The sequence below is a fragment of the Arthrobacter sp. 2RAF6 genome, assembly GCF_052115205.1.
Lineage (GTDB): Bacteria > Actinomycetota > Actinomycetes > Actinomycetales > Micrococcaceae > Arthrobacter.
Map to the genome: position 1 here is coordinate 1 of NZ_JBFRGF010000003.1, position 23,210 is coordinate 23,210.

A 23,210-nucleotide genomic window follows, 5' to 3' on the forward strand; every position below is an offset into this window, starting at 1 on the left:
TCGGCCGTCTTCAACAATGCCAGGCCGGATTCGCGGTCCAGGGAGAACGGCTTCTCGGTCCAGACGTGCTTGCCGGCGTTGACGGCCGCGGTGGCCACCTCGACGTGGGCGGCCGGGATGGTCAGGTTCACGATGATCTCGACGTCGGGGTGGTTCAGGGCCGCGTCCACGCCGCCCCACTCGGGGATGCCGTATTCCTTGGCCCGCGCTTGGGCGGCGTCCTCGAAGAGGTCCGCGATCACGAGGACCTCCAGGTCCGGGAAGACCGTCAGGTTGTCCAGGTAAGCCTTGCTGATGTTGCCCGCGCCGATGACGGCGACGCCTACGGGCCCCCGGAGGGAAGACGGGGTGGAAGGTGTGGTCTGGTGTGTTGCCGCGCTCATGCGTTCACGTCCTGTGCTCCTGTGGTTGCAGCGGAGTCCCGCAGGAAGGCGAGGCTCTCGGCGATGCCTTCGAAGATGTTTCCGGCGTAGTCGTCGAACTCCACGACGCCCACCTCGAGGGACTTTGCGGCAGCAACGACGTCGAGCACCGGTATGGTGCCCTGGCCTGCCGGCAACTGGGCCTTGGTATCTGTGGTGCCCGGGCCGTCCTTGATGTGGATGAACTTCACCCGGTCGCCGAGGCGGGCGAGCAGTTCCGCCGGGTTCTGGCCGCCGACCGAGGCCCAGTAGGTGTCGACTTCCAGGACCAGTTCCGGGTCAAGGAGGCCTTCGAAGTACTCCAGGGCTGTCTGGCCTTCGATGGTGGACTCGAGTTCCCAAGCATGGTTGTGGTAGCCGACGCGGATGCCGTATTCGGCGCCCTTCTTCGCTGCGGCGTTGAGCTTGGCCGCGGTGGCCTGGATGTCTTCGGCCTTCTGCCAGTGCTCGGCAGGCAGGTACGGGTCGATGACCGTGGAGATTCCCAGTTCCTTCGCGGCTGCGAAGATCTCGTCCTGGTCCTGGCTCAGCAGCGGAGCGTGGCCGGATGGGGCGCTCAGCCCGTTCTCCTTCAAGGCCGCGCCCAGCTCCTTTGCGGTGGCCACGAAATTGTAGGGCTCAACCTGCGTGAAACCGATCTCGGCAACCTTTTTGATGGTGCCCGGCAGGTCTTCCTGCATGGCATTGCGCAGGGTGTACAGCTGGATGGAGTAAGACATGGTTTTCCTTTGCGTTGTCAGTTGCGTGAGATGAGAGTCAGTTAGCGGCCGGCGAGCGATCCGCCGATGCCGCCGACGCTGAAGTATTTGTTCAGGGTGGCGAAGACGATGATCGGCGGGAGCATCATAACGACGGCGAGGGCCATGACGCCGGACCAGTCGGTCATGTTTTGCTGGAAGAAGGACTGAACGCCGACCGGCAGGGTGAAGATCTCGTTGGAGCGCAGGAACACGATTGCGACGAGGTAGTCGTTCCAGGCCAGGAGGAACGCGAAGATGGCGGTGGACAGGATGCCGGGCAGGGAATTGCGCAGCACCACCTTCGTGAACGATCCGAACACGGAGCAGCCGTCGATCCAGGAGGCTTCCTCGAGGCTGACCGGGATGGAGTCGAAGTATGCGGCCATCATCCAGGTGGCCACCGTCATGGTGGAGCCGACGTAAATGATGATCAGACCGAGCAGGTTGTCCACAAGTCCCATCCCCGCGAAGAGGATGAACAGCGGCACCACGGAGGTGATGATCGGCAGGGACTGCATGACGAACAGCAGCAGCGAGTAGCCGGAGACGGCTTTGGAGCGGCCGCGGGAGAGGACGTAGCCGGCGGGTGCGGCGACAGCGACGGAGACGATCACCGTGGAAAGCGTAGTGATGAGGCTGTTGGTCAGCCAGGTGCCTGCGAGGGTCTTGGAGAAGACACCGGTGATGTTTTCCAAGGTCAGGCCCGTGGCGGTGCTGTTCGGGCCTGGGGTGAGGGCCAGGACCACGGTGACCATGATCGGGACGAGGACGATGGCAGTGATGGCCAGGATCAGGACGAACCGCCACCAGCGTCCGCGCAGGCCGGCTTCGGAGAGGGCGCGGCGGGTTTTCTCGGGTCCCGCGACGCCGAGCGTGGGTCCGGATTCGGGGTGTGCGTGGAGTACTGCGCTCATTATTCGACGCTCGACTTTCGGATCTGGCGGTACAGGAAGACCGACACGACGACGAGGGTGAGGGTCATGAGGAAGGCGATGGCGACGCCGGGTCCCGTCTGGAAGTCCTGGAAGACGCTGCGGTAGGCCAGGACCACGAGGGAGGTGGTGGCGTCGACGGGTCCGCCGCCGGTGAGCAGGTAGATGGTGGGGAAGTCGTTGACGCAGAAGATCGTCATCAGGATCCAGCTGATGTAGGTGGAGCGGGCGATCATGGGCAGGGTGATCTGGGTGAACTGCTGCCACTTGCTGGCGCCATCCATGCTGGCCGCTTCGTAGACGGTGGTGTCCACGGAAGCCAGTGCGGCGGAGATCATCATCATCATGAAGGGGAAGCTGACCCAGACCTTGAAGACCATGACCATGACGGCGGCGAGGTGCGGGTCGGCCAGGAACAGCGGCGTGCCCAGTCCGAGGTTGCGGAAGATGGAAGGGATGAGGCTGTCCGGGGTGGCGACGAGCCAGTTCCAGGCGGTGGAGGACACCACGATCGGCACCACCCAGGGCAGCAGGAGCAGGACCTTGAAGGTGCCCCCGGCGGGGATCTTGGTACGCAGGAGCAGGGCCAGACCCAAGCCCACCAGCCAGGAACCGAAGACACCGACGATGGTGAACCACAGGGTGAACTGTGCGGCCTTCCAGAAAGCGGGCGAGGACAGGACGGTGGCGAAGTTGTCCACGCCGACGAAGTTGCCGGTGTCGATCAAGGAGCCGTCGTGGGTTGCCTGGACACCGGCGTAGATCAGCGGGTAGCCGTTGATCAGGATGAGCAGGACGATGGAGGGCAGCAGGAGCCAGAAAAAGGTCCGGCGGGTCTGGCCCGACAGTTTGCTCTTGCGGTTCAGGCTGCCGTCGCGGTGATGGGACCCGCCCCCGGGCCCGCCCGGGGCGAGGCCCCGACGGGCCCGGGCGAGGCCGGACTGTGTTGTGGTAGTTGACATGGCGACGGCTTTACTTCTTGATGACGGATTCGAGGCCGGTCTTGAAGGCCGTGAGTGCCGTCTTGGCGTCGGTCTTTCCGGTCAGGATGGTCTGGGTGAACTGGTTCAGTGCCTGGCCGCCGTCCAGAACAGCGAGGTTGGCGTTGAGCGAGGTGCCTTGCGCGGCGAAGGTCTTCGCGATCGGCTGGTATTCCTTGACGATCTTGACGTTGTTGGGATCGCCGGCAAACTCGGGAAGTTCAGTGATGGACTTGAAGACCGGCAGTCCATTCATCAGCTTCTGGCGCCACAGCTCCTTGACCTGTCCCAGGTAGTAGGTCAGGAAGGCCTCGGAAGACTCTTGGGAGGGGGTGTTCTTGTACATCATGATGTTGTTCGGGAACACCAATGCGGCTTTGTCGCCGTGCGGACCTGCCATCGGGCTCGCGACCAGGAGGTCTCCGGAGGTGTCTCCCACGCGCTGCGGCAGGCCCAGCACATACATGCCGAACGCCGCCTTCTTGTTCTTCCACTGCGCATCGAGGTTGTCCGTGGTGTAACTGACCGCCGCGGGGTCGACGACGCCGTTGGAGACCAGCTCGAGCAGGAACTCAATGGCTTCGACGTTGCGGTCGTTCATGACGTCCAGCTGGCCGTCCTTGGTGAAGACGCCACCGCCGTTGTTGATCATCATCATGATCATCAAGTGGTTGCCGATGTTGTTGCCCGCGCCGGAACCCGTAGCGAAGCCGACCGCACCGATGGACTTGAGCTTCTTGCCTGCCTCGAGCAGGCTGGGCCAGTCGGTTGGAACGGCCACGCCGGCCTGGTCGAAGAGGGATTTGCGGTACCACAGCGGGCGCATGTCCAGCTGCCACGGAACGGCGACGTAGCCTTTGTCCGTCTTGAAGGGCTCGAGCACGCCCGGCAGGAAGTCGTCGAACTGGCCGTTCTTCTTCAGTGCGTCGATGACCTTGTCCGCGTAAGCGATCTGGCCCTGCTGCTCGAACTGGAAGGCCTGGAAACCGCCACCGGTGGACACCGCAGGCCCGGTCTTGGACGCGATGGCCGAGGAGAAGGTCTGGTAGAAGTTGTTCCACTGGATGATCTGGTAACTGGCCTTGCCGCTGCTGCCTGTGGGTACGTAGCTCTCTGCGATCTTCTTGGCGGCGTCGTTATAGGCCGGGGTGCCCCACGGCATGTCCCAGAACTTGATGGCGCCGCCAGTTGAGCTCGAGCTGGAGCCGCCTCCGCAAGCCGCGAGCAGGGGGACAGCCGCTGCTGCCGCCGTGAGGCCGAGGAAACCCCTGCGGGAGAAATTGCGGCTGGCTTCGGACTGAACATTCATGATGATTCCTTTCGGGACCGCTGCGTGGTCTGCGCGTTTGGTGCGGTCCGGCTCGTCGTCGAGAAGGCTAATGATTGCTTGGTGCTCTGTTTTGCTCGATTGTGCTGGTTGCGTAGTTGAGGAGCTTGGGTTCAGGTCAGGTGCGCGATGGATTCCGTCAGCCGCGCGAAGCCGGCCAGATCGGAGGGGAGAGTGCCGGCGTCGAGGTTTTCCTTGAGCCGGCGCCAAGTGGTCCGGTGGGCGGATTCGTAAAGGGTGGGCAGGAGGATTTCTCCTTGGGGTCCGGTGGCCCGGACCTCCGCCGGCCAGGCGGCAAGCGGCTCCGGAACCGTGATGCTGACACCGCCGTCGTCGGTGTACAGGCGGAAGTCGACGCCGGCGGGCCGGGAGTTGCTCAGCACGCCCTGGAGCGAAACCGGAGCTCCGTTGGGGAGCCGCCCGGAAGCCGTGTAGCCGTGCGTGCCGCGGCGCAGGAGGCGAAGCGCGTCCAGCTGACCAGTGACGCGCACGACGGCGGCGAGGTGCTCGGTGAGGAGCCCTTCCGGATCCGTGCCTGCCGCGGCCGTCGCGACCGAGTCCAGCATGGCGGCGCGGCCGGCTACCGAGCGGACGGCGTCTTCGGCTCCGGCGAGACCGGGGTTCGATGCCCAGCGCTGGTCCAGGACAATCGCGACGCCGGACACTTCAGCGGCGTCGAGCAGGGCGGCGGTGCTTTCCGGGACAGGATTGACGACGACGATGCCCGATGCCCCGCCGTCGATCGCCTTGATTGCCTCCGTGGTCCAGCCAGGACCGCCCTCGATGGCGGAGATCCGTGCGGCCTCCCCTGCTGCTACCGGGTCGAAGCTCGCCGGAAGCGAAGCGACCGCGAGTGCCACGGCGCCGCCCTCTTCGGCCTGCGGGGTGGAAGTGACCGTGTACTGGGTGCTCATGAGCGGGCTCCTGCGTGGCTGTTCGCGTGCTGGATATGCTCGGCTGCCGCCTCATCAACGGTGGCGTCGGCAATGGCTATCGCGAAGGTGAGGTCATTGATGAGGTTTTCGGCCGACGGCGGTTGCTTGGTTCCGAGGGCCAATTGGGCGAGTTCGCGCCACTCACCCTCATAGCCGTTGTGCTCGAACGGTCCGTACGTGGTGCTTGTGGTGCCGCGGGTGATGGTCGCGACGGCGGAACCCGCCTGCACGTAGGAAGGGGTGAAGTCCACGCGAAGGGCTGCGTCGTCCGAGATCGCTTCGAAGGTCCATTCCGGCTTCCATGTCTTGTTCATGGCTGCCCTGAGCTCGATAATCCGGTCTCCTGCACCCTCTTTTCCGGAACGAAGGGAAATCACGTAGCCGAAGGGGCGAACGTGGCGCGCCTGAAGGATTTCGAGGTCTTCGAAATCCGGGGTGAAGCGGCGGACGAGGGGAAGGTCGTGGATGGCGAGTCCCATGATGCCGCCGCGGAGGGCGTTCTTGATGACCTCGACGTCGCTGTAGTCAGGCGTGCCGCCGGCGGGCCGGGTGATGATTTCGGTGGCGAAGTCTTCGAAGCGGGCATTGGGCGGAAGGACGATGGAAGAACGGATGGTGTGGACGTTTTCGGGGAGATCGCCCCAGTTGGCTTCGGCTGCGAGCCAGCCTGGATCGAAGGTGTGCATGGCGCCCACGATGATCGGCACGCCGGTTTCCTCGCTGACCGCCGAAATCCGGGCCGCTTCCTCGCCGCTCATGGCGAAGGGCTTTTCGCAGAGGACGGCCTTCTTTCCCGCGCGACATGCGGCGATGACCTGGTCCGCGTGGAACTGGTGGGGGCTGCAGATGGCCACGATGTCGACGTCGGGATCGCCCAGGAGCGCGTCCATGCTGGTGCTGTAGTTGGCGCCGACGCGGGCTGCGACCGATTCGGCAACCGCGGAGTCGACGTCCATGATGTGGCGGACTTCCAGGATGTTCCGGAGCCGGGCGAGGGAAGGAAGGTGGATTGCTTGGGTGACCGGGCCGGCCCCAAGGATGCCGACGCCGAGGGGTCGGGGAGATCCTAACGGTGTTGCCTGTGACTGGCTGGACAAGATCAGTTACCTCTTCGTAAACGGAGTCTCTGGAGTTTCAGCGCGGCTTCGTGGGCTGCGTGGCGCTTCTCACAAACAACCTACGACGACTTTTGTCGATGAGCAAGCAAAAGTTGAAAAACCTTCGACAATCTTTTTGCTGCGTGACAGCCATAAGCAATCGTGCTATCACTGATGCATGACCTCAGCACCCGGAAAAGAGCCCGGCAAGGACGGTTCCGTACAGGACGCCGGAAGCCTTTCGCGTGCAGGAGATCTGTTTCAGCTTCTTCGCGACGGCCAGGCACGAACCCGGGCCGAACTCGCCCTCACTACCGGACTGGCCCGCTCCACGGTCGCCTCGCGCATCGACGCCCTCATGAACTCCGGACTCGTGGGCCCCGCCGGTGAGGCGAGTTCCAGTGGCGGCAGGCCGCCGTCGCGCTTTGCCTTCAACCCTGCGGCCCGGGTTGTCTTGGCGGTCGACGTCGGAGCGACGCACGTGATCGTCGCGGTCACCGATCTCGGCGGAACAGTCCTGGCCGAGCGCCGCCTCGCGCAGGAAGTCGCTGACGGTCCCGATGCGGTGCTCGGCAGGGTGGTCGCGGCGGGGCGGGAACTGCTCGCCGAAGCCGGCCGCAACCTTGAGGACCTCGCAGGGATCGGCATCGGACTGCCCGGCCCGGTGGAACACGATACGGGCCGGCCGGTCAAGCCTCCGATCATGCCCGGCTGGGACGGATTCGACGTGGTCCGTTACATGCAGCGCTCGCTGCCCGTTCCGGTCCTGGTGGACAACGACGTCAACATCATGGCCTTGGGCGAACGCACGGCGTTTTGGCCAGACCACGACAATTTGCTCTTCATCAAAATCGCCACGGGCATCGGCGCCGGCATCATCAGCAGCGGCGAGCTGCAGCGCGGCGCCAACGGCACTGCCGGGGACCTCGGCCATGTCCGGGTTCCCCGCGGCGACGACGTCCTCTGCCGTTGCGGGAACTACGGCTGCCTTGAAGCACTCGCCTCCGGGCCTGCCATCGCGCGCCAACTACAAGCCCAAGGACTCGCGGCGACCAACGGCGGCGAAGTGTTGCGACTCGTAGCCGAGGGAAACCTGCAGGCCATCCAAGCGCTCCGGCAGGCGGGGCGCGACGTCGGCGATGTCCTGGCAACTGTCGTCAATCTGCTTAACCCCTCCATGATCGTCATCGGCGGCAGCGTGGGGGAGGCCGGCGAGCACCTCGTGGCCGGCATCCGTGAAGTTGTCTATCGGCGCTCCCTTCCATTGGCCACCTCGCATCTGCGCATCGGCATCTCGATGGCTGGCGACCAGGCCGCGATCCTCGGTGCGAGCCAGATGGTCACCCAGCACGTTTTGTCTCCGGCAGTGATCGAAGCCACGCTCCAAGCAACGGGCTGACGAGCCACTATGGCGTTCTGCCGCGGCATGCCGTGATAGCAATGAAGGTGATGCCTACTTTCCCCGCCCTTCACTGCGCTCCATGACCGGCCAATTCCTTGCCAAAGTCCCACGCGGCTGGCTGATCCTCGCGTGCATCGGCCTCATCGCCCTCAACATGCGAGGACCTTTCGTCGCGGTGGCGCCGGTGGTGGATTCCCTGAAACGGGATCTAGGATTCTCGCCCGTCGAACTCGGGCTGCTGACGGGCATTCCCGTGCTCTGCTTCTCGCTCGCCGCGCCGCTGGCTTCGATGGCCGGACGCAGGCTCGGCGCCGAGTTCGCGGTGATGCTCACGCTGGCGGGTGTGCTGGCCGGCGTCGTGATCCGCTCCAGCGGCGGTGGTGTCCCGGTCATGGTGGGCACCGTCCTCATCGGCCTCGCCATCACTATCGGCAACATCGCAGTGCCACTCATCATCCGCCGGGACTTCGCGCCGCGACGCCAGGCAACCGCGATGGGTGTGTACACGGCGGCGCTGAACATCGGGTCCTTCCTGACTTCGGTGGCCACCGCCCCGCTCGCCGAACTCGTGGGCTGGCGGCTTGCCCTCGCGGCAAGTGCCCTCCTGGCCTTGGCGGCCATCCTGTTCTGGATCCCCACCGTCGGTGCCCGCAGCGCGTTCGTTCCGGCACCGGTTCCGGCCGCTCAGGGCTCGCGGTCCGGCAACGCCTCCGGGGTCGGCTGGCTGACCGTCGGCCTGACGCTCGGCTTCGCCGGCCAGGCATTTTCGTACTACGGCGTGACCGCGTGGCTTCCCAGTTTCCTGGCCGACGAGCTGGGCATGGGCACCGCACAAGCCGGCGCGGGATCGTCGATCTTCCAGATTTTCGCGATTGTGGGCGGGCTCGGTGTGCCGCTGCTTGCCCGTTTCGCCAGTACGACGGCGGTGGCGGCCACCTTGGGTGCGTTGTGGCTCACCGTGCCCCTGGGCTTGTTGCTGGCCCCGGGCTGGTGGTGGCTGTGGTCGTCCCTGGGCGGAGTCGCGCAGGGTGGCGGCATCACGGTCATCTTCATCGCGATCATCAAGTTCGCCCGCGACCAAGCCTCGGCAGGCAAGATGTCCGCCGTCGTGCAAGGGGTGGGTTACTGCTTCGCGGCCCTGGCTCCCACCATCATCGGCTACGTGCACGGCACCTCCGGCGGCTGGACCGTGCCGCTCCTGGTGATCCTTGGCTCGGTCGCCGCGTTCTGCGTCTGCACCACCCTCTCAGTGCGCTGGGTGGCCCGGCAACGCTAGGCGCGCGTCGCCGTCGTCGTCCCTTAACCCCGCGCGAGCTGGCAGCAGATGACGCTTCCCAAGCGTTTTGAGGTCATCTGCTGCCAGCTCGCGCGAGTGTTGGTGAGTCCGTCGCTGGGCTGCCTCCCCGACCATCGGGGTCACTTGTTGCGAAGAGTGCAGGCAGCCCAGCGGACGTGGGCCCACGCCGGCGAGGTTCGGGAGCCGGTGGGTGGGCCCACGCCGGCGAGGTTCGGGAGCCGGTGGGGATTAGGCGGCTACGAGTTCTTCCTTGGTCGCTTCCTCGCGGGCTTCGGTGAGGTAGCGGGCGTAGGCCGGGATGGTCAGGAAGGTGGGGAACTCCTCGGCCAGGGTGACTTCTTCGAAGATGCTGCGGGCATCGTTGAAGCGGTCGTCGTCGAAGCGTTCGAGGCGTGCGAACTCCTCGTCCAGCAGGTCGGTGACCCATTCGCGGGTGATGAGCTCACCGGTGTCGGTGATGGCGTGGGAGTAGATCCACTGCCACAGCTGCGAGCGGGAGATCTCGGCGGTGGCCGCGTCTTCCATGAGGTTGTGGATGGCCACGGCGCCGTTGCCGCGCAGCCAGGACTCGATGTAGCGGATGCCCACTTCGATGTTGTTCCGGATGCCGGTTTCGGTGATGGTGCCTGTGGTGGAGGCGATGTCGATCAGGGCGCGGTCGTCGGGGGTGACGTCCTCGCGTGAGCGGTCCAGTTGGTTCGGACGGTCGCCGAGTACGCCGTCGAACACTTCGCGGCAGACCGGAACCAGGTCCGGGTGGGCGACCCAGGAACCGTCGAAACCGTCGCCGGCTTCGCGGGTCTTGTCCGCGCGGACCTTTTCGAACGCTGCCGTGTTGGCGGCCTCGTCCTTGCGGTTGGGGACGGCTGCAGCCATGCCGCCGATCGCCATGGCTCCGCGGCGGTGGCAGGCCCGGACCAGTTGCTCGGTGTAGGAGCGCATGAACGGCTGGGTCATGGACACCTGGGCGCGGTCCGGCAACACGAAGCGGGGGCCGCGGGTGCGGAAATTCTTGATCACGGAGAAGATGTAGTCCCAGCGGCCTGCGTTCAGTCCCGAGGCGTGATCGCGCAGCTCGTAGAGGATCTCTTCCATTTCGAATGCCGCGGTGATGGTCTCGATCAGCACCGTGGCGCGGATGGTGCCCTGCGGGATGCCGAGCAGGTCCTGGGCCTGGATGAAGATGTCGTTCCAGAGGCGGGCCTCGAGGTGGTTCTCGATCTTGGGCAGGTAGAAGTACGGGCCCTTGCCCTGGGCGAGCAGGCGGCGTGCGTTGTGGAAGAAGAACAAGCCGAAGTCGACCACGCCGCCGGCGACGGGCTTCCCGTCGATGAGCATGTGCTTTTCCGGCAGGTGCCAGCCGCGGGGCCGGACCACGATGGTCGGCAGATCCTCGGCGGCACGGAGCTTGTATTCCTTGCTGCGGCCGTCGGAGGTTGACGTGAAGTCGATCCGGCGTTCCAGGGCATCGGTGAGGTTCAGCTGGCCCTGGATGACGTTGCGCCACGTGGGGGTGGAGGAGTCTTCCATGTCGGCCAGCCATACCTTCGCGCCCGAGTTCAGCGCATTGATGGTCATCTTGCGGTCAACCGGTCCGGTGATCTCCACGCGGCGGTCTTCCAGGCCCGGGGCCGGGGGAGCGACGCGCCAGTTCGGATCGTTGCGGATTTCCGCCGTCTCCGGGAGGAACCGCGGATCCTGTCCGCTCGCGATCTGGCCGCGGCGGGTGTGCCGCGCCTGCATGAGCTCCTGGCGGCGCTCCGCCGTCGCGCGGTGCAGGGTTGCCACGAACTCGAGGGCATCCGGGGTAAGAACCTCGTTCTGCCGGTGGATGGGCTGGGCGGTCAGCGTGATGCCGTTGATCGTGTAATTGTCAGTGAAGCTGTTCATCTCAATCTCTCCTCAGAGAAGCAAATGTTCGACGACGGGTGCTGGGTTCGGTGCGTGGCTTTGGCTGGGTGCTTGCGGTGGTTGCGTCCGGCCCTTCGGACCGGCACCGCTCTGCCTGCTATTCCCCACGTCCCGGTTTCGACCTCGCTGAGCGAGGACGGACCGGGACGCAGGGCCCCTTTTACGCAGGCTGCCGCGATACCGGCTCCTCCGGCCTGGTGCGCCAGTCGGCGAGCGCAGACGGCCGGGAAAGGTGATCCGGAAGGGTGCGTAAAAGGGGCCCTGTCCCCGTCCTGGGCCGAGCTTTGCGAGGCCATAGGACGGGGATGGGGAATAGCACGCGGAGGATTGCCTTTTTCGGCCCCAATAGCAGGCAGAGCATTGCCGGACCGTAGGCCGGAGCTACCGCAGGACGCGAGCCCCGCCGTCGAACGGGAAGTTTTAGTGGAACTGGCCTTCTTCGGTGGATCCCACCAGGGCCAGGGTGGATGCGTTCGGGTTGAGCGCAGTGGCTATGTCGTCGAAGTAGCCGGTGCCGACTTCGCGCTGGTGCTTGGTTGCGGTGTAGCCGCGGGACTCGGAGGCGAATTCCTTCTCCTGAAGTTCGACGTAGGCGCTCATGCCTTCACGGGCGTAGCCGTGGGCTAGGTCGAACATCGAGTAGTTCAGGGCGTGGAAGCCAGCCAGGGTGATGAACTGGAAGGTGAAGCCCATGGCGCCGAGTTCGCGCTGGAACTTGGCGATGGTGGCGTCGTCCAGGTGCTTGCGCCAGTTGAAGGACGGCGAGCAGTTGTAGGAGAGCATCTGGTCCGGGAAGTCGGCCTTGACGGACTCGGCGAACTTGCGGGCCAGTTCGAGGTCCGGGGTGCCCGTTTCCATCCAGATGAGGTCGGAGTACGGGGCGTAGGCCTTGGCGCGGGCGATGCAGGGTTCGATGCCGTTGCGGACTTTGTAGAAGCCCTCAGCGGTACGTTCGCCGGTGATGAATTCCTGGTCGCGCTCGTCGACGTCGGAGGTGATCAGGGTGGCTGCCTCCGCGTCGGTGCGGGCGATGATCACCGAAGGGGTGCCTGCGACGTCGGCCGCGAGGCGGGCGGCGTTCAGGGTCCGGACGTGCTGCTGGGTGGGGATGAGCACCTTGCCGCCGAGGTGGCCGCACTTCTTTTCGGACGCGAGCTGGTCTTCCCAGTGCACGCCCGAGGCGCCGGCCTGGATCATGGATTTCATGAGTTCGTAGGCGTTCAGCGGGCCGCCGAAACCGGCTTCGGCGTCGGCGACGATCGGGACCAGCCAGTCCTCGACGGTCTGGATGCCCTCGGAGAATTCGATCTGGTCGGCCCGGAGCAGGGCGTTGTTGATGCGGCGGACCACGGTGGGGACGGAGTTGGCCGGGTAGAGCGACTGGTCCGGGTAGGTGTGGCCGGAGTTGTTGGCGTCGGCGGCGACCTGCCAGCCGGAAAGGTAGATGGCCCGCAGCCCGGCCTTGACCTGCTGCACGGCCTGGTTGCCGGTCAATGCGCCGAGGGCGTTGGTGTACTTGCCTTCCTTGTGCTCTTCGGTGAGTTGCTTCCACAGCTTCTCGGAGCCGCGCTTGGCCAGGGTGTGTTCCTCGGAGACGCGGCCGCGGAGGCGGACGACGTCGGTGGCCGAGTAATCGCGGGTGACGCCTTCCCAACGCGGGTTGGCAGCCCATTCGAGCTCCAGTGCGGCGGCCTGCTCAGTTGCTATCTGCTGAGCGGCGGGCTGTCCTGGTTCAAATGCTGCGGTCATTGTCTGTCTCCTTTGACGCTACTTTGGCGTGTTGCTGTGTATGTAGCCCCGGCCGGTCTTCGCTGCGCCTTTGCAGTCCAGGCCGGCCGGGGTTTCCGTAGTTCTCACTTTTCAGTACTTCCAAGGGACTTGCTAGAGAAAAACCATGGAAAGAAATGCACTTCTTCGCGTATGCTCAAGAAATGTCACCTGTGAGCTGGAACCGCGAAGTATCGCCGCCGTCGTCATCTGCCGCTGACGCTGAACTGGACGTCATCAGCCTGGGCCGCCGCGTGCGGTACCTGCGCAAGCAGGCCGGACTGACCCTCGACGACGTGAGCGCCGCCGTCGGGACTGCCCCCAGCCAGCTGAGCCTCATTGAGAACGGCAAGCGCGAGCCCAAGCTGGGTTTATTGAAGCAACTCGCGGCCGCCTTGAATGTGGGCATCGACCAGTTGCTCGGAGCGGAACCGCCCAGCCGCCGCGCCGCCCTGGAAATCGAGCTGGAGCGGTACCAGCGCGGGCCCCTCTATGAGTCCCTGAACTTGCCGAAAATCCGTGTCAGCGCGCGGCTCCCGCTTGATGTGCTGGAGTCGCAGATTGGTCTCCTCCAGGAGCTTGAGCGCAGGCTCAATGAGCAAATCGCGACGCCGGAAGAAGCCCGGCGCGCGAACGGCGAACTACGTGCCATGATGCGCGAGCGCGGCAACTATTTTCCGGAGTACGAGGCCGAAGCGCAGAAGGTCCTCAAAGGCGTTGGATACACGACCGGTCCCCTGAGCCAGCACGTCATTGCGGACATCGCGGACCACCTCGGATTCACGCTTCACCACGTGGGCGACCTGCCCCATTCCACCCGTTCAGTGACCGATCTAAAGAATCACCGAATTTATCTCACGCAGAGCCAACGGCAGGACCACGATCCCCGTTCTGTCCTCCTGCAGGCCCTGGGCCACTACGTCCTGGGCCACGAGACGCCCAAGAACTACGGCGACTTCCTGGCGCAGCGCGTCGCGACCAACTACTTCGCCGCAGCGCTACTCCTGCCCGAACACGCCACCCTGGAATTCCTGCAAAAGGCGAAAGCCGCCAAGGAAATTGCCGTCGAGGATATCCGGGACGCCTTCGCCGTCTCCTACGAAACCGCGGCGCACCGCTTCACCAACCTCGCCACGAAGCACCTGGGCATCACTACCCACTTCCAGAAGACCCACCAGAGCGGCATCATCTACAAGGCCTACGAGAACGACGGCGTCGCCTTCCCTCAGGACCATACCGGCGCCATCGAGGGCCAGCCGGCGTGCAAAGCGTGGACGTCGCGTGCCGTCTTCGACGTTCCGGACAAGTTCAGCGCCTACAGCCAATATACGGACACCGTCTCCGGCACGTATTGGTGCACGGCCCGCACCGAGCGCTCTGCGGCGGGGGAATTTTCGCTGAGCATCGGCGTGCCGTACCAGCACGTGAAGTGGTTCCGCGGGAGGGAGACGACGGCGCGGGCTACCTCGACGTGTCCGGACCCGAATTGCTGCAAGCGGCCGCCGGCGTCGTTGGCTTCATCCTGGGCAGGAAACGCCTGGCCGTCCGCCCGCGCCCACTCGCACCTGTTGGCCGCCATGCCGCCGGGCGCGTTCCCCGGCGTCGATGAGACCGAGGTGTACGCGTTCCTGGAGGCGCACTCTGGGTAGTTTTTGTGCGCGGGCTTGGTGGACGTGTCACGCCACGCACCTTTTTGGATGCCCGTGGGTTGAACCACCCCGGAATTCCGCGGCTTGGCCCATGACACGGACCCAAAAACCCGTCCGGCGTGACGCCGACATCGCCAAGGGGCTACGAGTTGAGGACCGGATAGCTCAAGTGAGTGACGCCCACGCCCTCGACGACGGTCGGGTTGCCCAAAGTGACCGGCGCGTTCTCAATGCGATCGAAAAGCCGGATGCCGGATCCTAGCAGCAGCGGAACCAGGTCGACGCGAATCTCGTCGAGCAGGCCGGAGTCGAGGCACTGCCGAATGGTGTCCGGCCCGTGCATGCCGACGATCTTGTCGCCAGCCGCCGCCTTTGCCTGCCCGACAGCGCTTTCCAGTCCGTCGGTGACGAAATGCACCGCAGAGTCGGAGCGGGGCCACCCCTCGGGCATCTGGTGAGTGACGACATACGCGGGCACGCCGAACGGGTGCTGGCCGCCCCAGGCGTCAGCGCGGTCTGAGGTCCGTCGCCCGGTGAGCATCGCACCTACCTCGCCCATCAAGGCCCGTAGGTGTTCGGCGCTGGCTTCGGAAACATGGAACGTGAAGGCGGGGTTGAACGTGGGGACGTCGACGTCGCCTGCGAAGTACCAGTCGAAGACCTCGTCGACGCCATCCTCGAGGTCCGCCACGTAGCCGTCGAGGGACATCGACATGAACGCCACTACCTTGGTCATTACCTTTGCTCCTTCAGGTCAAACGGACATTGCCCAAGACAAAGCCGCATCGCGGCGAGGCTCGGATGGGTCTATCAGCCTGATTCTGTCTACGAGCTGGACGCGGTCGATGAGGGATGACTCGACGAGTGCCAGAACGAAGGCATGGTCCTTGGGGCGTGCCGCAATCAGCTTCGCCGCGCACAGATCGTAGGGATCGAGGCAAAGCCCGGTGCTGTTCCGTGTCCGCTCATTGCGCACACCGACAAGGCGGTACTCCCAGTCCTCCGGGAGCACAGCAGTCTCCCTTTCGGCCGCCTGGACATAGAAGCCGAACTCTTTGTGGAAAGGCGACCACTCCCCAAGCGCGGAATCGATGCTGTCCGCAAGCGTGCCGGCGTCGTCGTCGGAAAACGGGGCTACGTCGACGGCATCCGACATGGTGATTGCCGCAGGTAGCTGGTCCTCCGTGAACGATCCCAGAATTGACTGGCTACCGATCACGATCACCCGGTCGCCGTGGATGATATCCGTAGCGGCCCGGATGGCGTGCTCAAGCTCATCGCGGCGCATGGCTGTACCGTACCCCCGCACAGGCCGATTGTCAGTAGCCGCCCCGCTGTCGCTCGCGCTCAGCCAGCAGCGTCGCCACTTCTTCAATGAGCTCGTAAGGCATCGGCTTCCCCAGGGGGAACTTCAACGTGCCCTTGGCCGCCCGGAAAGGGGCGATTTCCCGCTCGAAGTCCTCGTCGCAGTCGGGCACTGGATAGACGGAAATATGGCGCTTCCACGCCGCGAAATACACCACGTAATGGCCGTCGAGGGTGATCGTGGGGATTCCGTAACTGATCCTGTCTCCGGCTCCGGGCACGGCCGCCAGGGTCCGCCGTCGGATCTCCTGAAGGATGGTTTGCACCTCGTCCGGCCGCGACGCGATGTATTCGTCCACCGAGTCAAAATGTTCCACCATACGCTTCCCCGCTCCGTTCCGTGCCCCGCCGTTCAGCCGGTCTTGGACCAAGCTTGCCTCAGCGCGCGCAGCACTGCCAGAGGGCGCCGTACAGGTTTGGGGCGACTCCGACGCCCGCTCACTTATATCGGGTTTTGGCGGCACGCCCGCTCACCTATATGGGGTTTTGGCGGCACGCTCGCTCACTTGATCTGATGGAGCGTTGTGGACGGTGGCGAGTTTTCCGGACAATTCTCGATTCCTCGATGCGAGAATAGGGAGGGCTCCGCGGTTCTGCAGGCGGGTCCACAACCAGTGCTAATACAGCGGGGCGCCGTGCTAACTCCGGCCGCCTGCGCGAACCACTACGAACGGACAAGCGATGACGTCAGCATCAGAATCCCAGACCCTGAATAAACCCGAGCCGCGCTTCGCGTCAATAGGCTCCCCATACTTTGGCATCATGTTGGCATGCATGGCCGTCGTGCTGATCCTGTCCAACATTGGCGCTGCCAAAGGCGTTGTCTTCGGTCCGATCATCACCGACGGCGGATTCTTCCTTTTTCCGCTTGCCTACATTCTTGGCGATGTGATGAGCGAGATTTATGGATTCAAGGTGGCCCGCAAAGCAATCATCACCTCGTTCGCACTGTCAGCATTCGCATCGCTCTGCTACTGGATCATCATCGCGTTGCCCGGTTTCAATGACGATTACGGCACTGCCAAGCAGGCCGCCATCGAGGGCGCACTGGGGCCGGTTCCTCAGATCGTCCTGGCTTCGCTTCTCGCGTTCCTGGCCGGCCAGACCATCAACTCCCTGATCCTGGTCAAGATGAAAGCCCGTTCGGGTGAGAGAACCCTCTGGGCTCGACTCATGGGTTCATCCGGGGTGGGCGAATTCGTGGACACGCTCATCTTCTGCAGCATCGCGGCCTCGGTCATCGGCATTACGGACTTCGGAAGCTTCGTCAATTACGTGCTGGTTGGCTTTGTGTACAAGGTCGGTGTCCAATACATCCTCGTGCCCGTGACGTCCTTGGTCATTGGCTGGATCAAGAAGCGCGAGCCCAGCTACTGGGTGTGAGCGGGCGTTGGCCCGGGACGGCGTTTATGTGAGCGGGCGTCCGGCCGGGACGGCGTTTATGTGAGCGGGCGTTGGCCCGGGACGCGATATATGTGAGCGGGCGTCGTCGGCTCAGGGGAACCGCAGGGAAGTCCGGTAGTTTCAGAGGATGAAGCTGGGAAACGCCGTGCTGACGGCCGAGAATCTTGTTGCAGGCTACGGCGAGCATGCAGTGTGTGGGCCCCTCGACGTCGAGGTTTTTTCCGGGCAGGTGCTCGGGATGGTGGGCGAAAACGGGGCCGGCAAGTCCACTCTGCTGCGCACGATGATAGGCGCCCAGGCCGCCATTGAGGGCGATGCCCACGTTCTTGGTTTGATGCCGGACGACCGCTCGGCCCTCTTTCGCAGCAAGGTCTCGGTGCTGCTGGATGAGGATGCCTACTTCGATTCACTCACGGTCCGTGAGCACCTTTCCTTGGTGGCCCGGGGGCATGGCCTCGCCAACCCCGATGCGGCTGTGGAAGGAGAGATCGACTTCTTCGAGCTCCAAACGGTGGCCGATGCGTTTCCCGATCAGCTTTCCTCGGGACAGCGCCGCAAGCTCCTCCTGGCCTCGGCGTTCATCCGACCCTTCGAATTGCTGGTCCTGGACGAACCCGAGCAGCGGCTCGATACCCGCATGCGCGGCCTGCTCGCGCAGCGGATCGCCCGGACTGCCAAGAAGAGTGCCGCCGTCGTCATGGTCACGCACGACGCGGACGTCGCCCAAGCAGCGTGTACCCGGGCGGTAATAGTCGACGACGGCGGTGCGCGCGTGGTTAGTACCGACGAGGCCGTGGCGAGGATTCGCCGGTGAGCATGTCCACTGCTGCCGTAGCGCATCCGGAGTTCGTGGACTTCGACCCCGAGCGTGCCACACGCAAGGTCATTCGCCCGCGCGGCCAGTCCTTGCTCTCCAGGCTCAACGAGCTGTACATCCAGTTCCTGACGTTCGGCGTCGGCCTGATCTACGCGACAGGACTCCTCAATGGGCTCACAGCCGCAGCGGAGCATGGCTTCGGCGGCCACCTGATTTCGGCCGGCTACGGTGTCGTCCCGGTTGAATACGGTCTAGTGGCCGGGTTCGGGCTCCTGGGCTTGGCGGCCTTTTGGGTGTCGGGCAGGCTCGGGCCGCTGGCTATCACGGCGAATCAGCGGCACTGGTGGTACTCGCTAGCTATCAACCGCGAGCCGCTTCTAGCCCGGGGCTTGCGCCGCGCGGTCTGGGCTTCCGCCGTCGTCGGGGCCCTCACCACGATTCCGGTGGCAGTCATCAGCGGTTCGAACGCGGTGGTGTTTGCCGGGCGGGTCCTGGCAGGGGCACTGACCGGCGCGGCTATTCTCGCGCTGGCCGCGTTCGCCCAGACGCGGATGGCAGCGCCGGGCCGGCTGGAGACGCCCGCCCAGCGTCCAGCTCGGCAGCAAGGCCGGGCAACCTCGTGGCTGTTGGCGGCTGCTTCGGCGGTGCTCGGCGCGATGCTGTTCGGGACGCTGCAGGGCAACTGGATCTTCGCCATCGCCCCTGCTGTCGCTTTGGTTGCCGCAGCCCTTGGCATGCGAAACAAGCTCTCCAGCGTCCACACCACATCACTGCTCAAGGCAGGGTCCGCGAGGGGACATGTCCAGGCTGCGCTGACGCTGATGGACACCGGGGAGCTTAGTGCCTCGCTTTCCAGCGGCGGCAAACGGAGCAGGGTGAAGCTCCCGGGCACCCCCCGCACCGCAGCGGGCGCGCTCTTCCACGCGGAGGCAACCGTGCTCGCCCGGCAACCCGGCCGGCTGTGGCGCTGGGGCCTGGGTCTCGCCGTCGTTCCCTTGACCGGGCTGGTCCGGACGTTCGATTCACCTATCATCCTGCTTCCCGTGCTGCTTGCCGCGGCGATCTTCTCTTCCACAGCGGCGGCCGGGCCGCTCTGGCAGTTGCGCATGGCCCCCAGCCTCGACGCCCTCCTTCCGATTTCCAGGACAGCCTCGCGCTGGGTCCACGTCGCGCTGCCGGTCATTCTGATGGGGTTGTGGACGACGGCGGCTGCCGGATTCTTCGTGCTGGCGGGCGGATTCCGGGTGGAGCTCCTCGTCCTGGGTGCGGCGGCGGGCGGCGGTTTGGGCGCGGGGATGCTGCGACGAGCCTTCCGGCAGCAGGAAGACCTTACCAAGCTGGTGTACCTGATGCAGCTTGGACGTAGCGGACCCGCCATGCTGGGAACCAGGATCCGAGGCTACGTATTGTGCCTCTTCGCCCTGGTGCCTTTGGCCTTGGGCATGCTGTTCAACGCCCCGGAACTGCTGGTGACGCCCGCCGTCGTGCTCAATGTGGTGCTCCTGGTGATCGGCGTGACGACGGCGGACCGCCCCTGAGGAGGCTCCCCGGCGCGAGCTCGCCGGAACGGTGCCGGCTCGCCGGAGAGTTTCGGCGACCCGGGCGCGTTCCGGCGATCTCGACGGCGGCGGGCTGGTTTCCACTCCACGCGGACGAAGCGCCAGCCGTCCTCGCTAAGGGCTTTCTCCCGGCGCCGCTCCTCGAAAATCACCTCGGCTGTTGGCTTGAAATCGAAGTATTTGATCTCGCCATCGAATTCCAACGCGACCTTTGCCTCCCGTCAGGCAAGTCGAGCCGATGCCGACCAGCCCGGCTGTGCACCTCCAACTCGACGGAGGGAAGCTACGAGTAGTACCGCCCCAAGGTGTCGGCCTTGAACTCGAAGAAGTCCCCGGATTCGATGGCCAAGCGGGCGTCGTCCACCATCTTCACCACGAAGCGCTCGTTGTGGATGGAGATGAGCGTGGCCGAGACCATCTCGTGGGCCTTGTACAGGTGGTGGATGTACGCCCGCGAATAGTTGGCGCAGGTGTAGCAATCGCAACCATCCTGCAAGGGTCCGAAATCCGATTTGTAGCGTGCCCCGGACAAGTTGAACCGGCCGGACGGGGTGTAGAACGCCGAGTTGCGGGCCACCCGGGTGGGGGAGACGCAATCAAAGGTGTCAGCGCCGTTTTCGATGGCCGTGAAGATGTCGTCCGGCTCGGATATCCCCAGGAGGTGCCGTGGTTTGTTCTCGGGAAGTTCCTCGTTGCACCAACGCACAATGGTGCCGAGGTTTTCCTTTTCCAAGGCGCCGCCAATACCGAAACCGTCAAAGGGCATCCCGCCCAGGTCGCGGCAGGCCTTGCGGCGAAGGTCCTCGTACTGCGCCCCCTGGATGACGCCGAACAGAGCTTGGTACGGCTTCCCTACCCGGGAAGCTGTCAGCCGCTCATGCTCAACCACACAGCGCTCGGCCCAGCGACGCGTCCGCTCCAGGGATTCCTCCTGGTAGCCCCGGGAGTTCTGCAGGGTGGTCAGCTCGTCGAAGGCGAACATGATGTCGGCGCCGATCTGGTGCTGCACCCGCATCGAGATTTCCGGCGAGAAGCGGTGCCGGTCCCCGTTCAGGTGCGACTTGAACCAGACGCCGTCCTCGTCCACACGCGCCAGCCGCTCCTTGCCCGGGGCTACAGCGTCGTCAGGCCCGGACGCATCCACGGAGGTCATGTCGATGACCTTCTTGAACCCCGAGCCGAGGCTCATCACCTGGAATCCACCAGAGTCCGTGAACGTCGGCCCGTCCCAGTTCATGAACGCGCCGAGTCCTCCGGCCGCGTCCAGAATCTCCGGTCCAGGCTGCAGATATAGGTGGTAGGCGTTGGCCAGCAAAGCCTGCGCGCCGAGCTCCTTCATGGATTCGGGCAGCACGGCTTTGACCGTGGCTTTGGTCCCGACGGCGATGAACGCGGGCGTCTGGATCTGGCCGTGCGGTGTGGTGATGGTTCCGGTGCGGCCCAGGAACTCCCCGCGCTTGCCGCCGCCGTGCCGGCTGCCGCCGTCGGCGTTCAAAAGGCCCGACGACGGCGGGCGCGTTTCGCTGAGCCGCGCACCTACCTCGAAGGAAAATGCGGACTGCCGGGCAGCCCCGAGCGCGGAAGGATCGGACTTGGAGTTAGACCCGGAAGCAGGCAGTGAAGGATCGGCTGGCACCGTTACAGTCTGCCAGCCCCGGAGCGTGAATCGTCAGTGCGAATGCACCTCTGTGGGGTAGTTCTCAGCCTTCCAGCCGTCCCAGTGGGAGCGGATCGAGTCCAGGCTGGCCGCGCCCAGGTCGTAGGTCGAAGCGATCACGATAGTGCCGCCGTCGGGCCTCTTCTCCGGAATCACCGGCTGGTCAGCCACAATCAGCAGCCCGTCCCCGTGTTCCGCATAACTGTGCACGGTGAGGCCCACTTGGTGGTTGCTCCGGAACCAGACCCTGCCGGAGACGGCCTCGCCTGTGGGCAACGTGAGCGAGTACTCCTCCCCGTGAGCGGGGACGTCGGCCAGGCCGAGTTTCTGGATCCCGGATCCGCTACCGCCGGGCAGGGAGACAAAATGCGTGCGCCGGTGCCCGTGTGGGTGGCGTTCCAGGGCGAACCGGAGTTGGTGCAGGAAGGTCAGCCAGCCTTGCGTGATGTCCTCGTCCCACGCCGCCCATTCGGAATCGTGGTCCAAGGCGGCCCGCGTCACGCGGACTTCGGTGCCTCCGCTGACCGGGGTGAGCTCGAAGACGTCCCCGCCGTTCACAGTGAGGCTTGTGTGGTCGGGAGCCTCGACCACGTCGGTGCTGAAGTAGATTTGCTTGATTTCGTCGCCAAGCTCATCGGCCTCCCAGCCGTGCCACTGGGCCACGAGCGACGGTTCGCGCAGCGAAGTCCAAACTTGCTGCGCGTCGGCATTAACAACAACGCTCAGATTGTTCGTCATGGCCCGAATCTACCGCCGTTGGAGCGAACGCGACAGGTCTTGCGGAATCCTCCGATAGCGCCTAAGCCCGCACGGCCTCGAGTTCGTTCGCGATCCGGTGATCGAGTTCACCCACGCCAAGGGTGTTCGAGCCGCCGTGCGAGCGCAGGAACAGCAGTGCTTCCAGCCGGAGCAGCCGCCATTCACGCTCGGCATCGCGGTTGCCGTTGTCGATGGAGCGGAAGATTTCCTTGTCGTACAGGTTCGGTTCGTTGAGCCCGCGCTGCCGGACCTTGGCGGCGATCCGGGCCTTGAACGGGTCTGTCTCCACGGTGTCCGGCGCTTGCAGGAGTTGATCGTAGACTTCCCCGCGTTCCGTTTGGCCGAGCTCACGGCAAATGAAGCTGGAAAGTGCGAGGGATCGTTCAACCGACATCCACCGGTCGCGGTTTCCGTCGTAGGGGAGCACATTGAGAATGTCGGCCACCGCGAGGGCATGGTCCGGATCCCGCAGCTCGATGAAAAGATCGTGGGCCAGGTCGCTCAGATCCCGCAGGCAGCTTCCCGACTTCGTGTTGATGCCTTTCACGAGGCGTTCACTCAACACCGCGACGCCGTTCCTGCCGGGGTGCGCTTCGGCAGCGGCGGCGACGACGTCCTCGGGCGAATCTGTCGGTTCGGGAATGAGCGCGAGCCGCGCGGGATCCGGCGCAGCCGAGGGCACAAGAGATCCGCTGACAGTCGGTGCCACCGTGGGCAAAGGAGGTACGACGACGGCGGGAATGGCTTCCGCGGGCGAGTCGCCGTCATCGGAGGTACCGCCGTCGGAGGTACCGACCTCGGGCTCGTCACCGCCGTCGGCCGCGTCGCCGGGATCCGGCTCCGACGGCGGAACTGGATCGTCCTCCGCCAGCGTGTCGACGTCGTCGGGAATGACAGCCGCTTCGCCCACCGGAACGCTGGACCCGATAGCGATCCGCACGTTCCCGCCGTCGAGCGTGGTCACCAGGATGAGTGCGGGCGCGCCAAAGTCGTCGTGTTCGAGCTCGATGTGCGTGATTTCCTCCGCGGGACCATCCCCAGGGAGGAACAGGTAGTCCCCGATTTGCAGGGCCCCAGCCTGCTTTTCACGGTACTGCTGGTCGGCTGGGCTGTGAGTCATCGGAAGTCCTTTGGTTCTCTTGGGGTCCGCCCAACAGTCTATAAAACCTCACCGAGCAAATCGGGGAGGC

21 protein-coding genes and 1 pseudogene are annotated in these 23,210 nt (G+C 64.8%); 6 read left to right on the forward strand and 16 right to left on the reverse strand.

From position 1 onward, the window contains the following. The 7 genes from AB4Z38_RS02650 to AB4Z38_RS02680 form a co-directional block, all read right to left on the reverse strand. Positions 1–383: Gfo/Idh/MocA family protein (locus AB4Z38_RS02650; RefSeq protein WP_441428268.1), on the reverse strand; the 383-nt coding region annotated here is incomplete at its 3' end. Beyond that, positions 380–1,141, reverse strand: coding sequence for a sugar phosphate isomerase/epimerase family protein (locus AB4Z38_RS02655; RefSeq protein WP_441428269.1), 762 nt, complete (start codon positions 1,139–1,141; stop codon positions 380–382). The genes AB4Z38_RS02655 and AB4Z38_RS02650, both read right to left, overlap by 4 nt. A gap of 41 nt (positions 1,142–1,182) precedes the next feature. Continuing rightward, positions 1,183–2,076: a carbohydrate ABC transporter permease gene (locus tag AB4Z38_RS02660; protein WP_441428270.1), complete on the reverse strand. Its 894-nt coding sequence runs from the start codon at positions 2,074–2,076 to the stop codon at positions 1,183–1,185. After that, positions 2,076–3,056 carry a carbohydrate ABC transporter permease gene (locus AB4Z38_RS02665; protein WP_441428271.1) on the reverse strand — a complete coding sequence of 327 codons (981 nt, stop codon included), beginning with the start codon at positions 3,054–3,056 and terminating at the stop codon, positions 2,076–2,078. The genes AB4Z38_RS02660 and AB4Z38_RS02665 overlap by 1 nt, the downstream gene beginning before the upstream one ends. Before the next feature lie 10 nt (positions 3,057–3,066). Beyond that, positions 3,067–4,383, reverse strand: coding sequence for an ABC transporter substrate-binding protein (locus AB4Z38_RS02670; RefSeq protein WP_441428272.1), 1,317 nt, complete (start codon positions 4,381–4,383; stop codon positions 3,067–3,069). Positions 4,384–4,514: 131 nt separating this feature from the next. After that, entirely contained in the window at positions 4,515–5,315 is an 801-nt protein-coding gene (locus tag AB4Z38_RS02675) for a hypothetical protein (protein WP_441428273.1), read from the reverse strand. Then, entirely contained in the window at positions 5,312–6,433 is a 1,122-nt protein-coding gene (locus tag AB4Z38_RS02680; RefSeq protein WP_441428274.1) for a Gfo/Idh/MocA family protein, read from the reverse strand. The genes AB4Z38_RS02675 and AB4Z38_RS02680 overlap by 4 nt, the downstream gene beginning before the upstream one ends. Positions 6,434–6,611: 178 nt before the next feature. Between AB4Z38_RS02680 and AB4Z38_RS02685 the strand changes: the two genes are divergently transcribed. Both AB4Z38_RS02685 and AB4Z38_RS02690 read left to right on the forward strand, forming a co-directional pair. After that, the gene (locus AB4Z38_RS02685; protein ID WP_441428275.1) at positions 6,612–7,832 is read left to right on the forward strand and encodes an ROK family transcriptional regulator; all 1,221 of its coding nucleotides are present in this window, start codon (positions 6,612–6,614) and stop codon (positions 7,830–7,832) included. 82 nt (positions 7,833–7,914) lie between these two features. Beyond that, entirely contained in the window at positions 7,915–9,111 is a 1,197-nt protein-coding gene (locus tag AB4Z38_RS02690; protein WP_441428276.1) for an MFS transporter, read from the forward strand. A 249-nt stretch (positions 9,112–9,360) separates the two neighbouring features. Here AB4Z38_RS02690 and aceB read toward each other — a convergent pair whose 3' ends face one another. Both aceB and aceA read right to left on the reverse strand, forming a co-directional pair. Then, the gene (aceB, locus tag AB4Z38_RS02695) at positions 9,361–11,022 is read right to left on the reverse strand and encodes a malate synthase A (protein ID WP_441428277.1); all 1,662 of its coding nucleotides are present in this window, start codon (positions 11,020–11,022) and stop codon (positions 9,361–9,363) included. Positions 11,023–11,463: 441 nt separating this feature from the next. Then, positions 11,464–12,792 carry an isocitrate lyase gene (gene aceA, locus AB4Z38_RS02700; protein ID WP_441428278.1) on the reverse strand — a complete coding sequence of 443 codons (1,329 nt, stop codon included), beginning with the start codon at positions 12,790–12,792 and terminating at the stop codon, positions 11,464–11,466. 155 nt (positions 12,793–12,947) lie between these two features. On the opposite strand from aceA, the gene AB4Z38_RS02705 reads away from it, so the two are divergent. Next, positions 12,948–14,459: a helix-turn-helix domain-containing protein gene (locus AB4Z38_RS02705; protein WP_441428279.1), complete on the forward strand. Its 1,512-nt coding sequence runs from the start codon at positions 12,948–12,950 to the stop codon at positions 14,457–14,459. A gap of 142 nt (positions 14,460–14,601) precedes the next feature. Here AB4Z38_RS02705 and AB4Z38_RS02710 read toward each other — a convergent pair whose 3' ends face one another. Genes AB4Z38_RS02710 through AB4Z38_RS02720 form a run of 3 tightly spaced genes read right to left on the reverse strand, consistent with a single transcriptional unit; the run spans position 14,602 to position 16,144 of the window. Further along, entirely contained in the window at positions 14,602–15,195 is a 594-nt protein-coding gene (locus AB4Z38_RS02710; protein WP_441428280.1) for a dihydrofolate reductase family protein, read from the reverse strand. Positions 15,196–15,213: 18 nt separating this feature from the next. Further along, positions 15,214–15,747, reverse strand: a complete 534-nt coding sequence (locus AB4Z38_RS02715) for a DUF6036 family nucleotidyltransferase (RefSeq protein WP_441428281.1) — start codon at positions 15,745–15,747, stop codon at positions 15,214–15,216. Between the two features lie 31 nt (positions 15,748–15,778). Further along, positions 15,779–16,144 (reverse strand): iron chaperone, encoded by a 366-nt coding sequence (locus AB4Z38_RS02720; protein WP_441428282.1) that lies wholly within the window; start codon positions 16,142–16,144, stop codon positions 15,779–15,781. A gap of 361 nt (positions 16,145–16,505) precedes the next feature. Between AB4Z38_RS02720 and AB4Z38_RS02725 the strand changes: the two genes are divergently transcribed. The 3 genes from AB4Z38_RS02725 to AB4Z38_RS02735 all read left to right on the forward strand — a co-directional run bounded on the left by AB4Z38_RS02725 (position 16,506) and on the right by AB4Z38_RS02735 (position 19,583). Continuing rightward, positions 16,506–17,207: a queuosine precursor transporter gene (locus AB4Z38_RS02725; protein ID WP_441428283.1), complete on the forward strand. Its 702-nt coding sequence runs from the start codon at positions 16,506–16,508 to the stop codon at positions 17,205–17,207. A 148-nt stretch (positions 17,208–17,355) separates the two neighbouring features. Further along, the gene (locus AB4Z38_RS02730) at positions 17,356–18,042 is read left to right on the forward strand and encodes an ABC transporter ATP-binding protein (RefSeq protein ID WP_441428284.1); all 687 of its coding nucleotides are present in this window, start codon (positions 17,356–17,358) and stop codon (positions 18,040–18,042) included. Positions 18,043–18,044: 2 nt separating this feature from the next. Next, positions 18,045–19,583 (forward strand): DUF6297 family protein, encoded by a 1,539-nt coding sequence (locus tag AB4Z38_RS02735; protein ID WP_441428456.1) that lies wholly within the window; start codon positions 18,045–18,047, stop codon positions 19,581–19,583. Positions 19,584–19,677: 94 nt separating this feature from the next. Here the strand turns inward: AB4Z38_RS02735 and AB4Z38_RS02740 are convergent. From AB4Z38_RS02740 to AB4Z38_RS02755, 4 genes and pseudogenes are all read right to left on the reverse strand, one after another. Further along, positions 19,678–19,884 (reverse strand): annotated as a pseudogene (locus AB4Z38_RS02740) (type IV toxin-antitoxin system AbiEi family antitoxin domain-containing protein); the annotation flags it as partial. A gap of 3 nt (positions 19,885–19,887) precedes the next feature. After that, on the reverse strand, positions 19,888–21,222 hold the full coding sequence (gene tgt / locus AB4Z38_RS02745; protein ID WP_441428457.1) for a tRNA guanosine(34) transglycosylase Tgt: 1,335 nt from the start codon (positions 21,220–21,222) through the stop codon (positions 19,888–19,890). Positions 21,223–21,273: 51 nt separating this feature from the next. Beyond that, on the reverse strand, positions 21,274–21,999 hold the full coding sequence (locus tag AB4Z38_RS02750) for an SRPBCC family protein (RefSeq protein WP_441428285.1): 726 nt from the start codon (positions 21,997–21,999) through the stop codon (positions 21,274–21,276). A 61-nt stretch (positions 22,000–22,060) separates the two neighbouring features. After that, positions 22,061–23,140, reverse strand: a complete 1,080-nt coding sequence (locus tag AB4Z38_RS02755; protein WP_441428286.1) for a DUF6707 family protein — start codon at positions 23,138–23,140, stop codon at positions 22,061–22,063. Positions 23,141–23,210: the final 70 nt, after the last annotated feature.